We start from the raw sequence: 18,101 nt of genomic DNA, 5'->3' as shown, positions 1-18,101 counted from the left end.
TCTCGCACTTCAGCATTCGTCCTCGATGGTCCGGTCCCGCCCGGCCAGGATTCCGACCGCCATCTGCGGCACCATGAGGCCCGCCATCAGCGCGATCGGCAGCTCCCAGCCGCCGCTGTGCTGGTAGAGCACACCGATCAGCAGCGGTCCCGGGATCGAGATCAGATAGCCGACGGACTGCGCGAACGCGGACAGCCGGACCACTCCCGCGCCGGTGCGGGACCGCATGCCGATCATGGTCAGGGCGAGCGGGAAGGAGCAGTTCGAGATGCCCAGGAGCACCGCCCAGGCCCAGGCCCCGCCGGCCGGTGCCAGGTAGAGGCCCGCGTAGCCGATGAGGCCGCAGCTGCCGAGGAAGACGACGATCGCGCCCTGGTTCTTCATCCGGGTCGCGACCCCCGGGATGACGAAGGCGAGCGGCACGCCCATCGCCATGGTCACGGCGAGCAGCACACCCGCCGTACCGGCCGAGACCCCGGAGTCGCGGAAGATCTGCGGCATCCACCCCATGGTGATGTACGCGGCGGTGGCCTGCAGCCCGAAGAAGCAGGCGAGGGCCCAGGCGGTACGGCTGCGGGTGATCTTCAGGGCGGGGGCGCCCTGCTGCTGGGCGGCCTGCTGCGCCGGGGCGCCGCGCCGGTCCCGTACCACCGGGATCCAGGGCAGGATCGCGACGGCGGAGAGCGCGGCCCAGACGCCGAGCCCCAGCCGCCAGCTGCCGCCCATCGCGCTGGTCATGGGCACGGTCACCGCGGCGGCGAGCGAGGTGCCCAGGGCCAGGGCCATCGAGTAGAGCCCGGTCATGGAGCCCACCCGGTCCGGGAACCAGCGCTTGACGATCACCGGCATCAGGACGTTGCTGACGGCGATGCCCATGAGGGCGAGGGCGCTCGCGGCGAGAAAGCCGGCCGTACCACCGACGAGCGGCCGTATGACCAGACCGGCGGTGATGGCGGTCATGCCGGCGCAGACCACCGCGCCCGGACCGAAGCGGCGGGCCAGGCGCGGCGCCATGATGCCGAAGATCGCGAAGCAGAGCGGCGGTACGGAGGTCAGGACACCGGCGACGCTGCCGCTCATGTGCAGCCCGTCGCGGACCTCTTCGAGGAGGGCGCCGAGGCTGGTGATGGCGGGGCGGAGGTTGAGCGCGGTGAGGACCAGCCCGACGACGACCAGCCGGAGGAGCCAGGGAGAGGCCCCGTCGGCGGCCGGTGCCGTCCGGGGGGCCTGCGGGGTCTGTGCGGCCGGGGTTTTCGTAAGGGCGTCCACCGTGGTGGCGGGGGTCAGGGTCCGGGTCTGGGGCCGGGTCTCGTCGTCGGGCATGAGGCCCATCATAGAATCATGGGATGATTGATTGTCCAATCAGCCGGGAGCCCCTCTGAGACGATTCGCTCCAGGCACCGCAACTGCAGACGACTCCCGTCCCCGTCACCATCCCTCACCCCCTTCACCACTCTTCACCACTCCTCATCACTCCCCATCACCCCAGCAACCCGACCAAGGAGCACCATGACGCTGACGTCTCCGCGGCGTTCGGCCCTCGCCGACCAGGTGATTGCCCAGCTCAGGAATCAGATCACCTCGGGCGAGTGGCCCGTGGGTTCCCGCATTCCCACCGAGCCCGAGCTGGTGGAGCAGCTGGGGGTGGCCCGCAACACCGTCCGGGAGGCCGTGCGCGCCCTCGCGCACAACGGTCTGCTCGACATCCGGCAGGGTTCGGGCACCTATGTCGTCGCCACCAGCGAGCTGGCCGGGGTGATGCACCGCCGCTTCGCCTCCGCCGATCCGCGCCATGTCGCCGAGTTGCGGTCCACCCTGGAGTCGTCGGCGGCGAGGTTGGCCGCCGCCCGGCGCACCGAGCGGGATCTGAAGCAGCTGGACGCGCTGATGGCGCGCCGGGAGGAGACCTGGGCCGCAGGCGACGCCGAGGCGTTCGTCGCGGCGGACGCGACGCTGCATCTGGCGGTGGTCGCCGCCTCGCACAACGACGTGCTGACCGGGCTCTACGCCGATCTGGGCGATCTGCTGCGCGACTATCTCCGGGGCGACATCGGTCATGAGCTGCGGCCGGAGAACCACATGGACCACGGCCGGCTGGTCGAGGCGATCCGGGCGGGTGACGGGGAGACGGCGGCGGCCGAGGCCGCGAGCCACGCGCTGAGCTGTCTCGTGGACCAGGTCTGAGGCCCGCGTGCGTGGGGCTGTCCGGCGGACCGGGTCCGATGCCCGTCCGGTGGCCCTGGGGTCTTCCGTTTGGATCACGCCGGATCAGGGAGCGGGGTCCGGTGCCGTGCATCGCAAGGCGGAGGAGGGAGTCGGGGGGGGGTCTCCCCTGCTCGAGCGGAGCCGAGAGCTTGGGGAAGGCGCGTCGTCGACCGACGACAACGCGGCGAGGTGCGGTGCCGGGGCACGCGAGCCCGGCGTGATCCAAACGAGAGGCCCTAGACCGCGCCCTGCACCTGGTGCGTGACCCAGGCCGAGCCGACTTCCTTCCAGCAGCGGTCGTCGATCCGCACGGTCCGCCCTGGGCCCACGTCGACCGGGGTGGCGTCGGCGTCCACGTCCCACCAGCGGCGGCATTCGGTGTGCAGCTGTACGCGGTCGGTGGAGGGGTACGGGTTGTGGCAGTAGGCGACGACCCGGGAGCCCCGGACCGACGTACGGCATTCGGCTCCGGCGGGGTCGGGGGTGGGAGCGGCGGGGGTGGACGCCCCGGCTCCCATCCGCCCCGCCACGGATATCCCCACCGGGGCGGCGAGTCCGGCGACGGCTATGGAGGCCGCCAGCAGGGCGCAGGTCCGGCGGCGTATGGCGCGCACAGCGACCTCCTCCCCGTAGCCTGAACCGAAGTCCGGTTCACCACATTCTGCGGTGGATCGACCGTCTTTTCGACTTGAGCGGGCCGGAGCCGGGCCCGTACACGAAACAGCCGCGTACCGCCTGTTCCCAGGCGGTACGCGGCTGTGTCAGGGCCCGTCGTACGGGGTCAGGCACCCATGATGTGCACGCCGCCGTCGACGTGGATGATCTCGCCCGTGGTCTTCGGGAAGAAGTCCGAGAGCAGCGCGACGATGGCACGGCCGGCCGGCTCCGGGTCCGTCATGTCCCAGGACAGCGGGGAGCGGGTGTTCCACACGTCCGCGAGGTCGGTGAAGCCCGGGATGGACTTCGCGGCCATGGACTTGAGCGGACCGGCGGAGACCAGGTTGCAGCGGATGTCGTCCTTGCCCAGGTCACGGGCGAGGTAGCGGGAGGTGGCCTCCAGCGCGGCCTTGGCCGGGCCCATCCAGTCGTACTGCGGCCAGGCGAACTGCGCGTCGAAGGTGAGGCCGACGACCGAGCCGCCGTCGTTCATCAGCGGCTTGCAGGCCATGGCGAGCGACTTCAGCGAGAACGCCGAGACGTGCATCGCGGTGGCGACGGACTCGAACGGGGTGTTGAGGAAGTTGCCGCCGAGCGCGTCCTGCGGCGCGAAGCCGATGGAGTGGACGACGCCGTCGAGCGAGCCGAGCTCGTCCTTCACCAGACCGGCGAGCCGGTCCAGGTGCTCGGTGTTGGTCACGTCCAGCTCGATGACCTTGGCCGGCTTGGGCAGCTTCTTGGCGATGCGCTCCGTCAGCGTGGGCCGCGGGAAGGCGGTCAGGATGACTTCGGCGCCCTGTTCCTGGGCCACCTTCGCGGCATGGAAAGCGATGGACGACTCCATCAGCACACCTGTGATGAGGATGCGCTTGCCGTCGAGAATTCCGCTCATGGTGATCAGTGACCCATGCCCAATCCGCCGTCAACGGGGATGACGGCTCCAGTGATGTACGACGCGTCGTCGGAGGCGAGGAAGCGCACCGCGGCGGCGATCTCCTCGGGCTGCGCATAACGGCCGAGCGGCACCTGGGACACGATGCCCTTGCGCTGCTCCTCGGTGAGCACCTGCGTCATGTCGGTGTCGACAAAACCGGGTGCGACGACGTTGAAAGTGATGTTCCGCGAACCGAGTTCACGGGCCAGCGACCGGGCGAAGCCGACCAGACCCGCCTTGGACGCGGCGTAGTTCGCCTGCCCGGCCGAGCCGAGCAGTCCGACCACGGAGGAGATGAGGACGACGCGGCCCTTCTTGGCGCGCAGCATGCCGCGGTTGGCGCGCTTGACGACCCGGAAGGTGCCGGTGAGGTTGGTGTCGACGACGGACGTGAAGTCGTCCTCGGACATCCGCATCAGCAACTGGTCCTTGGTGATACCGGCGTTGGCGACCAGCACCTCGACGGGACCGTGCTTCTCCTCGATCTCCTTGTAGGCCTGCTCCACCTGTTCGGCGTCCGTGATGTCGCAACGGACCGCCAGGCAGCCCGCTTCGGTGAGTTCCTGGGGCGGCTCGCCGGAGCGGTAGGTGATCGCGACCTTGTCGCCGTTGTCGGCGAAAGCGCGGGCGATGGCGAGGCCGATGCCCCGGTTTCCTCCGGTGACGAGAACCGAGCGGCTCAACGGATCACCCTTTCCCTAGCGGTCTGGTACATCGAAAACCTATCGGTACCAGGAGCTCCGCGAGCAATCGCCCCCTGACAGCGCCTTCCCCCGGGCACTGTGGGGTTCCTACAGACGGTCGCCCTTCGGACCGCGCCCTGTCCGGGCCGCGCCGGGCGGGATCCGGTATCCCCGGTACGGTCACCGTCCGGCATGGTTCACTGCCGTGGTGTATCGAGAAGGGAATCTCCTGTGCCCCACGAGGTAGATCAGTCGTTCCTGGCCCTGCCGCTGCGGGCCCTCGCCGACGCGGCGCTCGCCCGCGCGCGTGCGCTGGGTGCCGTGCACGCCGATTTCCGTCTGGAGCGGGTGCGCAGCGCGTCCTGGCGGCTGCGGGACGCCCGGCCCTCCGGGTCCTCGGACACCACCGATCTCGGCTACGCGGTGCGGGTGGTGCACGGCGGGGCGTGGGGGTTCGCGTCCGGGGTGGACCTGACGATGGACGCCGCGGCGAAGGTGGCCTCGCAGGCCGTCGCCATGGCGAAGCTGTCGGCGAAGGTGATCGCGGCCGCCGGCTCGGACGAGCGTGTGGAGTTGGCGGCCGAGCCGGTGCACGGCGAGCGGACCTGGGTGTCGGCGTACGACATCGATCCGTTCGAGGTGCCGGACGAGGAGAAGGCGGGGCTGCTCGCCGAGTGGAGCGGCCGGCTCCTGGGCGCCGAGGGCGTCGCGCATGTTGACGCCTCACTGATGACCGTTCACGAGAACAAGTTCTACGCGGACACGGCGGGCACCGTCACCACCCAGCAGCGGGTGCGGCTGCATCCGCAGCTCACCGCGGTCGCCGTGGACGGCACGACCGGTGAGTTCGACTCGATGCGGACGATCGCCCCGCCGGTGGGCCGCGGCTGGGAGTACCTGACCGGGACCGGCTGGGACTGGGACGACGAGCTGGCGCGGATCCCCGGGCTGCTGGCCGAGAAGATGCGGGCGCCGAGCGTCGAGGCGGGAACGTACGACCTGGTCGTCGACCCGTCCAACCTCTGGCTGACCATCCACGAGTCGATCGGCCACGCCACCGAGCTGGACCGGGCGCTGGGGTACGAGGCGGCGTACGCCGGGACCTCGTTCGCCACCTTCGACCAGCTGGGGAAGCTGACGTACGGCTCCCCCGTGATGAATGTGACCGGTGACCGCACCGCCGAGCACGGGCTCGCGACCATCGGGTACGACGACGAGGGTGTCGAGGCGCAGTCCTGGGACCTGGTCAAGGACGGGACGCTGGTCGGGTACCAGCTGGACCGGCGGATCGCGAAGCTGACCGGGCTGGGCCGTTCCAACGGCTGCGCGTACGCGGACTCGCCGGGCCACGTCCCCGTCCAGCGGATGGCCAATGTGTCGCTGCGGCCGGATCCGGGCGGTCTGTCCACGGAGGACCTGATCGGCGGGGTGGAGCGCGGTATCTATGTGGTCGGCGACCGGTCCTGGTCGATCGACATGCAGCGCTACAACTTCCAGTTCACCGGGCAGCGGTTCTTCCGGATCGAGAACGGCAGGCTGGCCGGGCAGCTGCGCGACGTCGCGTACCAGGCCACGACGACGGACTTCTGGGGCTCGATGGAGAAAGTCGGCGGCCCGCAGACGTATGTCCTGGGCGGCGCCTTCAACTGCGGCAAGGCCCAGCCGGGCCAGGTCGCGGCCGTCTCGCACGGCTGCCCCTCCGCCCTCTTCCGGGGCGTGAACATCCTCAATACGACGCAGGAGGCCGGACGATGAGCCGCGTCAGCAAGCCGCACGAGATCGTCGAGCGGGCGCTCGAACTGTCCACCACCGACGGCTGCGTGGTCATCGCCGACGAGGAGTCGTCCGCGAACCTGCGCTGGGCCGGCAACGCGCTCACGACGAACGGGGTGACGCGGGGACGGACCCTGACCGTCATCGCGACCGTCGACGGTGCGCAGGGCACCGCGTCCGGTGTGGTGTCGCGGTCCGCGGTCACCGCCGACGACCTGGAGCCGCTGGTGCGGGCCGCCGAGGCCGCGGCGCGCGGGGCCGGTCCGGCGGAGGACGCGCAGCCGCTGGTCACCGGGGTGCCCGTGTCGCCCGACTTCACGGACGCACCGGCCGAGACCGGCTCGGACGTCTTCGCCGAGTTCGCCCCGGCGCTCGGCGAAGCATTTGCCCGCGCCCGCTCCGGCGGCCGTGAGCTGTACGGCTTCGCCAACCACGAGCTGACCTCGACCTACCTCGGTACGTCGACGGGGCTGCGGCTGCGCCACGACCAGCCGACCGGCACCCTGGAGCTCAACGCCAAGTCCCCGGACCGCACCCGTTCGTCCTGGGCCGGCCGTTCGACACGCGACTTCAAGGATGTCGACCCGGCCGAGCTGGACGCGGAACTGGCGCAGCGGCTGCGCTGGGCACAGCGCCGTATCGAGCTGCCCGCCGGGCGGTACGAGACGTTGCTGCCGCCGACCGCCGTCGCCGATCTGCTGATCTACCAGCTGTGGTCCTCGGCCGCGCGGGACGCCGCGGAGGGCCGGACGGTGTTCTCCAAGCCGGGCGGCGGGACGAGGATCGGCGAGCAGCTCTCCGGGCTGCCGCTGACGCTCCGCAGCGACCCGAACGCACCGGGACTGGAGTCGGCGCCGTTCGTGATCGCCCACGCCTCCGGGGACAGCGCCTCCGTCTTCGACAACGGCCTGCCGCTGGCCCCGACCGACTGGATCCGGGACGGCAGGCTGGACCACCTGACGACCACCCGGCACACGGCGGGGCTGACCGGGCAGCCGGTCGCGCCGGCCATCGACAACCTGGTGCTGGAGGCCGGCGGTGAGCGGTCGCTGGAGGAGATGGTGGCCGCGACGACCGGGCGCGGGCTGCTGCTGACCTGCATGTGGTACATCCGCGAGGTCGATCCGGCCACCCTGCTGCTGACCGGGCTGACCCGCGACGGGGTGTATCTCGTCGAGGACGGCGAGGTCGTCGGCGAGGTGAACAACTTCCGGTTCAACGAGTCGCCGGTGGACCTGCTGTCGCGGGCCACGGAGGCGAGCCGTACGGAGAAGACGCTGCCGCGCGAGTGGGGCGACTGGTTCACCCGGGCCGCGATGCCCGCGCTGCGGATCCCGGACTTCAACATGAGCTCGGTGAGTCCGGGCGTCTGACCCGCCTAGACTGAGCGGGAAAGCCATTACCCGTACCCGTACGCACCACGAGGAGACACGGAACCGTGACGGACATCGTCGACGAGCTGAAGTGGCGTGGGCTGTTCGCCCAGTCCACTGACGAGGACGCACTGCGCAAGGCTCTCGCGGACGGTCCTGTCACCTTCTATTGCGGCTACGACCCCACCGCGGCGAGTCTGCATGTCGGCCATCTGGTGCAGGTGCTCACCATGCGCCGGCTCCAGCAGGCCGGTCTGCGGCCGCTCGCCCTGGTGGGCGGGGCCACCGGTCAGATCGGTGACCCGCGGCCGACCGCGGAGCGCACGCTGAACGATCCGGAGACGATCGCCGGCTGGGTGACGCGGCTGCGGTCCCAGATCGAGCCGTTCCTGTCCTTCGAGGGCGAGAACGCGGCGGTCATGGTGAACAACCTCGACTGGACCTCGGGCATGTCCGCGATCGAGTTCCTCCGGGACATCGGCAAGCACTTCCGTGTCAACAAGATGCTGACCAAGGAGTCCATCGCCCGGCGGCTGGAGTCCGACGAGGGCATCAGCTACACCGAGTTCAGCTACCAGCTGCTCCAGAGCATGGACTTCCTGGAGCTGTACCGGCGCTACGGCTGCACCCTCCAGCAGGGCGGCAGCGACCAGTGGGGCAACCTCACCGCCGGTCTCGACCTGATCCACCGCCTGGAGCCGGGCGCCGAGGTTCACGCACTGGCGACGCCGCTGATGACGAAGGCGGACGGGACCAAGTTCGGCAAGTCCGAGAGCGGGGCCGTCTGGCTCGACCCGACGATGACGACGCCGTACGCCTTCTACCAGTTCTGGCTGAACGTGGACGACCGGGACATCTCCCGGTACATGCGTGTCCTCAGCTTCCTCAGCCCCGCGGAGCTGGAGGAGCTGGAGAAGGTCACCGAGGAGCGTCCGCAGGCCCGGACGGCGCAGCGCACGCTGGCCGAGGAGCTGACGACTCTGGTGCACGGCGCCGATCAGTGCGCCGCGGTCATCGCGGCGTCGAAGGCGCTCTTCGGCCAGGGTGAGCTCGGCGAGCTGGACGAGGCGACGCTGAGCGCCGCACTGTCCGAGGTGCCGCACGCGCAGGTCACCGAACTCGGCCCGCTGGTGGACCTCCTGGTAGAGGTCGGCCTGGCGCCGAGCAAGTCCGGCGCCCGCCGCACGGTGAAGGAGGGCGGTGCGTACGTGAACAACGTCAAGGTCTCGGACGGCGAGAGCGCACCGGCCCGCGAGGAGCTGCTGCACGGGCGCTGGCTGGTGCTGCGCCGCGGCAAGAAGAACCTCGCCGCCATCGAGGTCACCGGCTGATCCCGGACGCATCGGCGACTCGGCCGGACGCGCGTGAAGCGTGTCCGGCCGAGTCGCGTTCGGGTGCCCGGTGGGTCAGGTCCTCTGTTTGGGGCGGCGGAACGAGGCCCACAGCATGTCGCCGACGCCGACGACGACCACCGCACCGATCAGCTGGAGCAGATGGCGGATCCAGTCGATGCCCTTGGTGTCGTTGACACCGATCCAGGTGGCGACGGAGTTGCCGAGGACGCTGCCGATGATGCCGAAGATGATCGTCAGCCAGAGCGGGATGTTCTGTTTGCCCGGCAGGATCGCCTTCGCGATCAGACCGAGCACCAGACCCACGATGATTGCCCACAACCAGCCCATGTCGCCTCCTCGTGCGACGCGATGTCGCGCATGTGGGCCCAGTCTCGGCCCGTGCGGCGTACGCCGCATGCCGGAGGGGCCGTACGTGCGGCACGGATACCGATATGTACGAACAGGGTGTGCCCCGGTCTCGAAGCCGCGGGGCGCCGGGCGTACCGTGGTTCCGGTCCGGTCCGGGGAGCGTCCGGCGCGGGAATGAGGTGCCCCCGGCCCGTCAGGCGCTGGGGGAAGGGTGATGGAGACGTGATGCGGAAGCAGAGCGGCGGCGAGGTCTTCCGGATCACGGGGGCCCGGCAGGGGCTCGCGGACGATGTGCGCGGCAGGCAGCGGCGCTATGTGATCTCGATGTCCGTACGGACGGTCTCGGTGATCCTGGCCGCGGTGCTGTGGAACGTCGAGCGCTACGTCGCGATCGTGGCGCTCGCGCTCGGGGTGCTGCTTCCCTACGTGGCCGTGGTCATCGCCAACGCGGGCCGGGAGAACACCCCTTCGCTGCCGTCCACGTTCGTACCGGCGCCGATGCGGCCGGTGCTCGACGCGGCGCCGGTGGCCGGTGGAGCGGAACCCGGTCCGGAGGGTGACGGGGTGCGCCGTGGCGGGGAATCGGCCTGAGCCGGTTGGGTGCGTACTGCACCCGAGGCTCAAGAAAACCTCAGATCAATCGTGAAGTTACGGTGCACCGCACCCCGGTCTGCGTGACATACTTCGTAGGCGCTCCGCATCCCCCGTCGGAGCGACGGACCGACGCCGGGCAGCTCCCCCCGTGGCTGCTCGGCGTCGTTTTTTCTGCGGCCGCTGCCGCTCTTCGGGAGACGACTGCAGTTCGATGACAGGCCCTAGGGTTGAGTCCGTGAACTCCCCTGAAACCGCGGCCGACAGCGCCGCCGCCGCTCCGATCTGTTCCGCCAAGGGCTGCCGGGCCGATGCCGTATGGGTGCTTGCCTGGAACAACCCGAAGCTGCACACCCCGGAGCGCCGCAAGACCTGGCTGGCCTGCGAGGAGCACCGGGAGCACCTCTCCTCGTTCCTGGACGTCAGGAGTTTCCTCAAGGAAGTCGTGACGCTCGCGGAGTGGGAGTCGCGCGCCGACGACCGGGACGAGGGCCGCGGCTGACGGGCCGGTCAGCCGCCGATCGCCGACATGGGCCGGTCGGGCTGGAGGAAGGACGGATCGTCCAGACCGGATCCGGCCTTTTTTCCCCACATCGCGAGTGTCCAGATCCGGGCGATCTCCTCGTCCGGAGCGTCCGAGCGCAGGGCGCCGCGCAAGTCGGTCTCCTCGCGGGCGAAGAGGCAGGTGCGCACCTGGCCGTCGGCGGTGAGCCGGGTGCGGTCGCAGGCCCGGCAGAAGGGGCGGGTGACGGAGGCGATGACGCCGACCCGGTGGGGGCCGCCGTCGACCGTCCAGCGCTCGGCGGGGGCGGAGCCGCGCTCCCCGGTGCTCTCCTCGGTGAGGGTGAAGCGGGTGCGCAGCGACTGGAGTATGTCGCCTGCCGTGATCATGCCGTCGCGCTTCCATCCGTGCTGGGCGTCGAGCGGCATCTGCTCGATGAAGCGGAGCTCGTACCCGTGCTCGACGGCCCAGGCGAGCAGCTCGGGGGCCTCGTCGTCGTTGAGCCCCGGCATCAGGACGGTGTTGACCTTGACCGGGGTGAGCCCGGCTTCGCGGGCGGCTTCGAGACCGGCCAGCACGTCGTGGTGGCGGTCGCGGCGGGTGAGGGTCTTGAAGACGTCGGGGCGCAGGGTGTCCAGCGAGACGTTGACCCGGTCGAGACCCGCGGCCCTGAGTGCGGCGGCGGTGCGCTGCAGACCGATGCCGTTGGTGGTGAGCGACATCCTGGGGCGGGGGGCCAGGGAGGCGCACCGCTCGACGATGGAGACGAGCCCGGGGCGCAGCAGCGGCTCACCGCCGGTGAAGCGGACCTCCGTGATGCCGAGCCGGGTGACGGCGATGCCGATCAGCCGGACGATCTCGTCGTCGGTGAGGAGGTCGGGCTTGGCCAGCCATTGCAGGCCCTCTTCCGGCATGCAGTACGTGCACCGCAGGTTGCACCGGTCGGTCAGCGAGACGCGGAGGTCGGTGGCTACCCGGTCGTAGGTGTCGATGAGCATGTGGGCCCCCTCCCCCGATTGTTTCCCGGCGCCGATTCCGCTCTCCGTACGGCCCTTCCGGCTGACTTCTCCGAGACTACGCGAGAGCTGTGACATCGGCGGGGCCCGTTTGACACGAGGTGCGGCGCGGCCGTGTCGTAGGACCCTACGACACGGCCGCCGAGCGGGAGGGGCGCCCGGGGCGCAGCTCGCTCAGTGCGCTCCGACGCCGGTGAGGGACTTGACCTCCAGTTCGGCGTACTTGCCCTTGTCCGGCTCCTCCTTCGAGAGGAGGGAGCCGATCCAGCCGAGCAGGAAGCCCAGCGGGATGGAGATCAGGCCGGGGTTCTCCAGCGGGAACCAGGCGAAGTCGACGCCCTTGAACATCGACGTCTTCGGGTTGCCGGAGACGACCGGCGAGAACAGCACCAGGATCACCGAGGTCGCCAGACCGCCGTAGATCGACCAGAGCGCGCCCTGGGTGGTGAACCGCTTCCAGAAGAGGCTGTAGAGGATGGTCGGCAGGTTGGCGGAGGCGGCGACGGCGAACGCCAGCGCCACCAGTCCGGCGACGTTCATGTCACGGGCGAAGGCGCCCAGGGCGATCGCGACCGCGCCGATGAGAACGGTGGCCCAGCGGGCCGCCCGCATCTCCTCCTTCTCGGTCGCCTTCCCCTTGCGGATGACGTTGGCGTAGATGTCGTGCGCGAAGGAGGACGAGGAGGCGAGCGTGAGTCCTGCGACGACGGCGAGGATGGTGGCGAAGGCGACGGCCGAGATCACGGCGAGCAGCACGGCGCCGCCGGTGGTGCCGACCCCGCCGAGGTATTCGGCGAGTTGCGGTGCGGCCGCGTTGCCGGCCGGGTTCTTCGCCTTGATCTCGTCGGGGCCGATGAGGGCCGCGGCACCGAAGCCGAGGGCGATCGTCATCAGGTAGAAGGCGCCGATGATGCCGATGGCCCAGTTGACCGACTTGCGGGCGGCCTTGGCGGTCGGCACCGTGTAGAAGCGGATCAGGATGTGCGGGAGGCCGGCGGTGCCGAGGACCAGGGCGATGCCGAGCGAGAGGAAGTCCAGCTTCGAGGTGCCGGTGGCACCGTACTTGAGGCCGGGCTCCAGGAACGCCGCGCCGTGGCCGCTCTTCTCGGCGGCCGTGCCCAGCAGGTCGGAGATGTTGAAGTCGAACTTCAGCAGCACCAGGAAGGTCATCAGGAGGGCGCCGGCGATGAGCAGTACGGCCTTGACCATCTGTACCCAGGTGGTGCCCTTCATGCCGCCGATGGTGACGTACACGATCATCAGTACGCCGACGAGGGCGACGATGAGGATCTTGCCCGCGTCGCTGGTGATGCCGAGGAGCAGGGAGACCAGGACGCCCGCGCCCGCCATCTGGGCCAGCAGGTAGAAGATCGAGACGACGATGGTGGAGACGCCGGAGGCGGTGCGGACGGGGCGCTGGCGCATCCGGTAGGCGAGGACGTCGCCCATCGTGTAGCGGCCCGAGTTGCGCAGCGGTTCGGCGACCAGCAGCAGGGCGACGAGCCAGGCGACGAGGAAGCCGATGGAGTACAGGAAGCCGTCGTAGCCGAAGAGGGCGATGGCGCCGGCGATGCCGAGGAAGGACGCGGCGGACATGTAGTCGCCGGAGACCGCGAGTCCGTTCTGGAAGGCGGTGAACTGGCGGCCGCCCGCGTAGAAGTCGGAGGCGCTCTTGGTCTGCCGTCCGGCCCAGACGGTGATGCCCAGGGTCGCGGCGACGAACACGGCGAACAGCGTGATGATCAGCGGCCGGTGCTCGGTGGTCGAGGAGGCGGCCAGCTGAACGGCGGTGTGCGAGTGGTACGCGGCGCTCATGCGTCGGCCTCCATACGGGACTTGATGGCCTCGGCCTTCGGGTCGAGCTTCGCGGCCGCGTGCCGTGAGTAGAACCAGGCGATGAGGAAGGTGGTGACGAACTGGGCGAGGCCGAACACGAAGGCCACGTTGATGTTGCTGTACACCTTGGTGCCCATGAAGCCGCCCGCATAGTTGGACAGCAGCACGTAGAGCAGGTACCAGAGGACGAACGCGATGGTCAGCGGGAAGGCGAACGAGCGGTACGAATGGCGCAGTTCACCGAACTCCCCGCTCTCCTGCATCTCGATGAAGTCCTCGGTGGTGGGCGGGGCGGGGCGGGTCTCCGTACTGGCCTCGGGCGGGGGTGCATCGGTAGCCACGGAATCTCCTCACGACGCGGGTGCGGTGGTGTCGGTGACGGTGGATCTCACTGGGAACGCTGGGTGCCGGGGGGTGTCGGTGCACCTCCCCCGACAACGGCACGGAGTGCGCGGCGAAGCGGTTCATCGCGGCTCCGTACTTCTCCCAGGCGCCGTTTCACGTCCGTCCGGCCGAACCCGGTCCCCCGAACTCATTGAACAGCGGGGCTGATCAGCGATAACTTCCTCGTCATGTACGCGACTGGATGCGCCCCGTGTCCGGTCGACCGGTACGGATGATGTGGAGACCCCATGGCTCATCTGGGATCCAGACGGACGCGCGCACTGTCGTTGCCCGTCGGATTGGCACTCACGGCTTCGCTCGGCTTCCTGCCGACTGCGGCCGCCTCTGCCGCACCCCTGGACGCGCAGCCCGCGGCTGCGGTGTCGACGGACGGCCCGAAGCTCTCGTACGTGGTCAACACGCGGGGCGGCCACGGGACCGTCAAGCAGGTGAAGAAGGCGATAGCCGCGGCCGGCGGCACGGTGGTGGTCGCCTACGAGCAGATAGGCGTCATCGTCGTCCACTCGCAGAACCCGGACTTCGCGCAGTCGATCCGCCGGGTCAAGGGTGTCGATTCGGCCGGGGCCACCCGCACCAACCCGATCGTTCCCCAGGCCACCACGGACACCGGGGTCGAGCAGCCGCTGACCGCCGCGCAGGCGAAGGCCGCGTCGGCCGAGGCGACGGGCGACCAGGATCCGATGGAGCCCCTGCAGTGGGATCTGCCCGCCATCAAGGCGGACCAGGCTCACAAGCGGACGCTCGGCAGCAGCAAGGTCACGGTCGCGGTCATCGACACGGGTGTCGACGACACCCACCCGGACCTGGCACCCAACTTCGACCGCAAGGCGTCGGCGAGCTGCGTCTCCGGGGCGCCGGACACCACGGACGGGGCCTGGCGTTCGGCGCCGACCGAGAGCAACCACGGCACGCACGTCGCGGGCACCATCGCCGCCGCGAAGAACGGCGTAGGGGTGACGGGTGTCGCCCCGGGCGTCAAGGTCGCCGGCATCAAGGTGGCGAACCCGGACGGCTTCTTCTACACCGAGTCGATCGTCTGCGGCTTCGTCTGGGCCGCCGAGCACGGTGTCGATGTCACCAACAACAGCTATTACACCGACCCGTGGATGTTCAACTGCAAGAACGACCCGGACCAGGGCGCCCTGGTCGAGGCCGTCACGCGCGCCACGCGGTACGCGGAGAGCAAGGGCACGGTCAACATCGCCTCGGCCGGCAACAGCAGCTTCGACCTGGCCTCCGACGCGATCGAGGACACCACCAGCCCGAACGACACCTCGGCCGTCACCCGGACGATCAACCCGCGTGAGTGCCTCGACATCCCGGTGCAGCTGCCGGGCGTCGTGACGGTCTCCGCGACCGGTGCCAAGGGCCTGAAGGCCTCGTACTCGAACTACGGGAACGGCGTCATCGACGTCGCGGCCCCGGGCGGCGACTCCACGGTCTACCAGACGCCCGCCCCGCCGGCCACGAGCGGCCTGATCCTGTCCACGCTGCCGGACGGCAAGTACGGCTACAAGGCCGGTACGTCGATGGCCTCCCCGCACGTCGCGGGTGTCGCGGCCCTGATCAAGTCGACGCACCCGCACGCCTCGGCGGCCGCGGTGAAGGCGTTGCTGAGCGCCGAGGCCGACGCCACCGCGTGCGGTGCCCCGTACGACATCGACGGCGACGGCAAGATCGACGCCGTCTGCGAGGGCGGCAAGAACCGCAACGGCTTCTACGGCGCCGGTGTGGTGAACGCACTGAACGCGGTCCGCTGGTAGTCGGAACGCGGCGTGGTGGGAGGGGCCGGTCCGGAGTCTCCGGTCGGCCCCTCCCGGGCCCCTTCCCGCCTGGTGGCACTCAGTGCCATAGTGCGGGGATGAATCACGCACCTCTGTCCGGCACCGAGCAGGCCTGGGCGGCGCTCGGCGGTGACCTCGCGCTCCTCGCGCACATCGGGTCTTCGGCGCGCATCGGGTCTTCTGCACACCTCGGGTCTTCTGCACACCTCGGGTCTTCCGCGCACCTCGGGACGGGCGGCTCCGACGGGCTCCTTCCCGCCCGGCTGCCCGTCATGGAGCTGGCCCGTTCCACCGTCACGGTCTGCTCGCTGGCCGCCGCCGAACTGGCCGCGCGCCGCACCGGGCACACCGTGCCACGGGTCCGGATCGACGACGGCGCGGTGGCCACGGCGTTCACCAGCGAGCGCCATCTGCGGATCGACGGGCGCGCGGCGACCACCTTCGCCCCGCTGTCCCGGTTCTGGCGCACGGCCGACGGCTGGGTGCGCACACACGCCAACTACCCGCACCACCGGGCCCGGCTGCTCGCCACGCTGGGGCTGCCCGCGGACACCCCGGACGACGTCGCCGTGGACACCGCCGCCGCCTCGTTCGCCGGGCGCCCGAGCGACGAGATCGAGCGGACGGTGTACGCGGCGGGTGGTCTGGCCGTGGCCGCCCGTACGCCCGGTCAGTGGGCGGCCGATCCTCGGGGCGCGGCGCTCGCGGGCACACCGCTGGTGGGCAGGGACCGTATCGACGGCGCTCCGGTGCGCCGGACCGCGGCGCTCACCGGTGAACCGCTGCTCCCCGCCGCCGGGTTGCGCGTGCTGGACCTCACCCGGGTCATCGCGGGGCCGGTCGCCACCCGTACGCTCGCGCTGCTCGGCGCGGATGTCCTGCGGATCGACGCCCCGCAGCTGCCGGAGAGCCCGGACGCGCACAGCGACACCGGTTTCGGGAAGCGCTCGGTGGAACTGGATCTCGCCGGCCGCTCCGGCAGGGCGGCCTTCGACGGGCTGCTGGCCGACGCGGACGTGGTCGTGATCGGCTACCGGCCCGGTTCGGTCGAGCGGTTCGGGCTGACGCCCCAGTCCCTGGCCGCGCGCAGGCCGGGGCTGGTGATCGGGCGGCTCTCGGCCTGGGGGCACGGTCCGTGGGCGCGGCAGCGCGGCTTCGACAGCCTGGTCCAGGTGGCCACCGGCATCGCCTCCGTCGAGGCCGCCGGGCCCGGGGGTCGGCCCGGGGCGCTGCCCGCCCAGGCGCTCGACCACGGCACCGGTTATCTGCTGGCCGCGGCCGTGCTGCGGGCGCTGACCGAGCAGCACGACGAGGGCGGCTCCCGGCTGGTCACGCTCTCGCTCGCCCGCACCGCCGCCTGGCTGCTCGACGAACTCCCGGCCCGCCGGGAGCCGGACGCGGATACGGATACGGCGGCGGCCACAGCTGCGGATCCGTCGTACGACCCGGAGAAGTGGCTCACCGAGACGGACGGCCCGCTGGGCCGGCTGCGGCACGCGCTGCCGCCGGTCGCCTTCGACGGCTCCCCCGCCGACTGGTCGCGCCCGCCCGGCCCGCTGGGGGCGGACGCGACCGCCTGGCTCACGGCTTGATGAGCACCTTCAGCGCCGTGCGCTCGTCCATCGCCTTGTAGCCGGCCGGGACGTCGTCGAGGCCGACGGTCAGGTCGAAGACGGGCGAGGGGTCGATCGTGCCGGCCAGGATGTCGGGGAGCAGCTCCGGGATGTATGTGCGCACGGGGGCGACGCCGCCGCGCAGGGCGATGTTCCGGTCGAACATGACGCCGAGGTCCAGGCCGGTGCCGCTGCCGTGGGGCACGCCGACGTAGCCGATGGAGCCGCCGTCGCGGGTGATCCCGACCGCGGTGCGCATCGACTGCTCGGTGCCGACGGCCTCGATCACGGCCTGTGCGCCCTCGCCGCCGAGCAGTTCCCGTACGGCTTCGACGGCTGCCTCGCCGCGTTCGGCGACGACGTCCGTGGCGCCGAAGGTGCGGGCGATGTCCGTGCGTGCCCGGTGGCGGCCGAGCGCGATGATCCGCTCGGCACCGAGCCGCTTTGCGGCCATGACGCCGCAGAGCCCGACCGCCCCGTCACCGACGACCGCGACCGTGGATCCGGGCTTCACGCCCGCGCCGACGGCGGCGTGGTGTCCGGTGCCGAGCACGTCGGACAGGGCCAGGAGCGCGGTGAGCAGGTGGTCGTCGGCGGCCGCGGCGGCGGGGAGCTTGATCAGCGTGCCGTCGGCGTACGGGACGCGCACGGCTTCGCCCTGCCCGCCGTCGGAGCCGACGGAGCCCCAGAACCCGCCCTGCGGGCAGGAGGTCGTCAGCCCCTCGGCGCAGTAGGCGCAGGTGCCGTCGGACCAGACGAACGGGGCGACGACGAGGTCACCGACGGCGAAGCCGGCCACCTCGGAACCCGCCTCCTCGACGATCCCGAGGAACTCGTGCCCGATGCGCTGGCCCGGCTGCCGGGCCGACTCGCCCCGGTACGCCCACAGGTCGCTGCCGCAGATGCAGGCCCGCAGGACCCGCAGCACCACATCGGTGGGCCGCTGGACCGTGGGGTCGGGCACCTCCTGCACGCGTATGTCGTGGGGGGCGTGGATGACGGTGGCGCGCATGCGTGGGGGTCCTT

The 18,101-nt window shown here is 70.7% G+C and carries 17 protein-coding genes; 8 read left to right on the top strand and 9 right to left on the bottom strand.

Features of this window, described 5'->3' with window-relative positions:
* Window positions 1-9: 9 nt before the first annotated feature.
* The gene (locus OG842_RS30445) at window positions 10-1,323 is read right to left on the bottom strand and encodes a CynX/NimT family MFS transporter (RefSeq protein WP_266736332.1); all 1,314 of its coding nucleotides are present in this window, start codon (window positions 1,321-1,323) and stop codon (window positions 10-12) included.
* Between the two features lie 186 nt (window positions 1,324-1,509).
* Between OG842_RS30445 and OG842_RS30440 the strand changes: the two genes are divergently transcribed.
* A complete protein-coding gene (locus OG842_RS30440) occupies window positions 1,510-2,184 on the top strand; it encodes a FadR/GntR family transcriptional regulator (protein WP_266736333.1) in 675 nt (224 codons plus the stop codon).
* Window positions 2,185-2,441: 257 nt separating this feature from the next.
* Here OG842_RS30440 and OG842_RS30435 read toward each other — a convergent pair whose 3' ends face one another.
* The 3 genes from OG842_RS30435 to fabG form a co-directional block, all read right to left on the bottom strand.
* A complete protein-coding gene (locus OG842_RS30435; RefSeq protein ID WP_266736334.1) occupies window positions 2,442-2,819 on the bottom strand; it encodes a hypothetical protein in 378 nt (125 codons plus the stop codon).
* 167 nt (window positions 2,820-2,986) lie between these two features.
* Entirely contained in the window at window positions 2,987-3,754 is a 768-nt protein-coding gene (gene fabI / locus OG842_RS30430) for an enoyl-ACP reductase FabI (RefSeq protein WP_266736335.1), read from the bottom strand.
* Between the two features lie 5 nt (window positions 3,755-3,759).
* Entirely contained in the window at window positions 3,760-4,479 is a 720-nt protein-coding gene (gene fabG / locus OG842_RS30425) for a 3-oxoacyl-[acyl-carrier-protein] reductase (protein WP_266736337.1), read from the bottom strand.
* A gap of 231 nt (window positions 4,480-4,710) precedes the next feature.
* Between fabG and OG842_RS30420 the strand changes: the two genes are divergently transcribed.
* From OG842_RS30420 to tyrS, 3 genes are all read left to right on the top strand, one after another.
* The gene (locus tag OG842_RS30420; RefSeq protein WP_266736338.1) at window positions 4,711-6,234 is read left to right on the top strand and encodes a TldD/PmbA family protein; all 1,524 of its coding nucleotides are present in this window, start codon (window positions 4,711-4,713) and stop codon (window positions 6,232-6,234) included.
* Entirely contained in the window at window positions 6,231-7,625 is a 1,395-nt protein-coding gene (locus OG842_RS30415) for a metallopeptidase TldD-related protein (RefSeq protein ID WP_266736339.1), read from the top strand. Before OG842_RS30420 ends, OG842_RS30415 begins: the two co-directional genes overlap by 4 nt.
* A 65-nt stretch (window positions 7,626-7,690) precedes the next feature.
* Complete coding sequence (gene tyrS, locus OG842_RS30410) at window positions 7,691-8,956, top strand: tyrosine--tRNA ligase (RefSeq protein ID WP_266736340.1); 1,266 nt, start codon at window positions 7,691-7,693, stop codon at window positions 8,954-8,956.
* A 75-nt stretch (window positions 8,957-9,031) separates the two neighbouring features.
* On the opposite strand, the gene OG842_RS30405 is transcribed toward tyrS, so the two are convergent.
* Entirely contained in the window at window positions 9,032-9,307 is a 276-nt protein-coding gene (locus OG842_RS30405) for a GlsB/YeaQ/YmgE family stress response membrane protein (protein ID WP_266736342.1), read from the bottom strand.
* Between the two features lie 246 nt (window positions 9,308-9,553).
* On the opposite strand from OG842_RS30405, the gene OG842_RS30400 reads away from it, so the two are divergent.
* Both OG842_RS30400 and OG842_RS30395 read left to right on the top strand, forming a co-directional pair.
* The gene (locus tag OG842_RS30400; RefSeq protein ID WP_266736344.1) at window positions 9,554-9,919 is read left to right on the top strand and encodes a DUF3099 domain-containing protein; all 366 of its coding nucleotides are present in this window, start codon (window positions 9,554-9,556) and stop codon (window positions 9,917-9,919) included.
* 238 nt (window positions 9,920-10,157) lie between these two features.
* On the top strand, window positions 10,158-10,421 hold the full coding sequence (locus tag OG842_RS30395) for a hypothetical protein (RefSeq protein ID WP_266736346.1): 264 nt from the start codon (window positions 10,158-10,160) through the stop codon (window positions 10,419-10,421).
* A gap of 8 nt (window positions 10,422-10,429) precedes the next feature.
* Here OG842_RS30395 and moaA read toward each other — a convergent pair whose 3' ends face one another.
* The 3 genes from moaA to OG842_RS30380 all read right to left on the bottom strand — a co-directional run bounded on the left by moaA (window position 10,430) and on the right by OG842_RS30380 (window position 13,614).
* Window positions 10,430-11,419 carry a GTP 3',8-cyclase MoaA gene (gene moaA / locus OG842_RS30390; RefSeq protein ID WP_266736348.1) on the bottom strand — a complete coding sequence of 330 codons (990 nt, stop codon included), beginning with the start codon at window positions 11,417-11,419 and terminating at the stop codon, window positions 10,430-10,432.
* Between the two features lie 192 nt (window positions 11,420-11,611).
* Window positions 11,612-13,252, bottom strand: coding sequence for a solute symporter family protein (locus OG842_RS30385; protein ID WP_266736349.1), 1,641 nt, complete (start codon window positions 13,250-13,252; stop codon window positions 11,612-11,614).
* Window positions 13,249-13,614, bottom strand: coding sequence for a DUF485 domain-containing protein (locus tag OG842_RS30380; protein WP_266736351.1), 366 nt, complete (start codon window positions 13,612-13,614; stop codon window positions 13,249-13,251). Before OG842_RS30380 ends, OG842_RS30385 begins: the two co-directional genes overlap by 4 nt.
* 291 nt (window positions 13,615-13,905) lie before the next feature.
* Between OG842_RS30380 and OG842_RS30375 the strand changes: the two genes are divergently transcribed.
* Together OG842_RS30375 and OG842_RS30370 are read left to right on the top strand one after the other, a co-directional pair.
* Window positions 13,906-15,441 (top strand): S8 family peptidase, encoded by a 1,536-nt coding sequence (locus tag OG842_RS30375; RefSeq protein WP_323185877.1) that lies wholly within the window; start codon window positions 13,906-13,908, stop codon window positions 15,439-15,441.
* A 98-nt stretch (window positions 15,442-15,539) separates the two neighbouring features.
* Window positions 15,540-17,054 carry a CoA transferase gene (locus OG842_RS30370; protein ID WP_266736352.1) on the top strand — a complete coding sequence of 505 codons (1,515 nt, stop codon included), beginning with the start codon at window positions 15,540-15,542 and terminating at the stop codon, window positions 17,052-17,054.
* On the opposite strand, the gene OG842_RS30365 is transcribed toward OG842_RS30370, so the two are convergent.
* Complete coding sequence (locus OG842_RS30365) at window positions 17,044-18,087, bottom strand: zinc-dependent alcohol dehydrogenase family protein (protein WP_266736354.1); 1,044 nt, start codon at window positions 18,085-18,087, stop codon at window positions 17,044-17,046. The two genes, OG842_RS30370 and OG842_RS30365, sit on opposite strands and share 11 nt — an antisense overlap.
* Between the last annotated feature and the right edge of the window lie 14 nt (window positions 18,088-18,101).

It is taken from the genome of Streptomyces sp. NBC_00376 (assembly GCF_036077095.1).
GTDB lineage: Bacteria > Actinomycetota > Actinomycetes > Streptomycetales > Streptomycetaceae > Streptomyces.
Note: the sequence above shows the minus strand (reverse complement) of the source record. Positions and strands in the feature narration are given on the sequence as shown.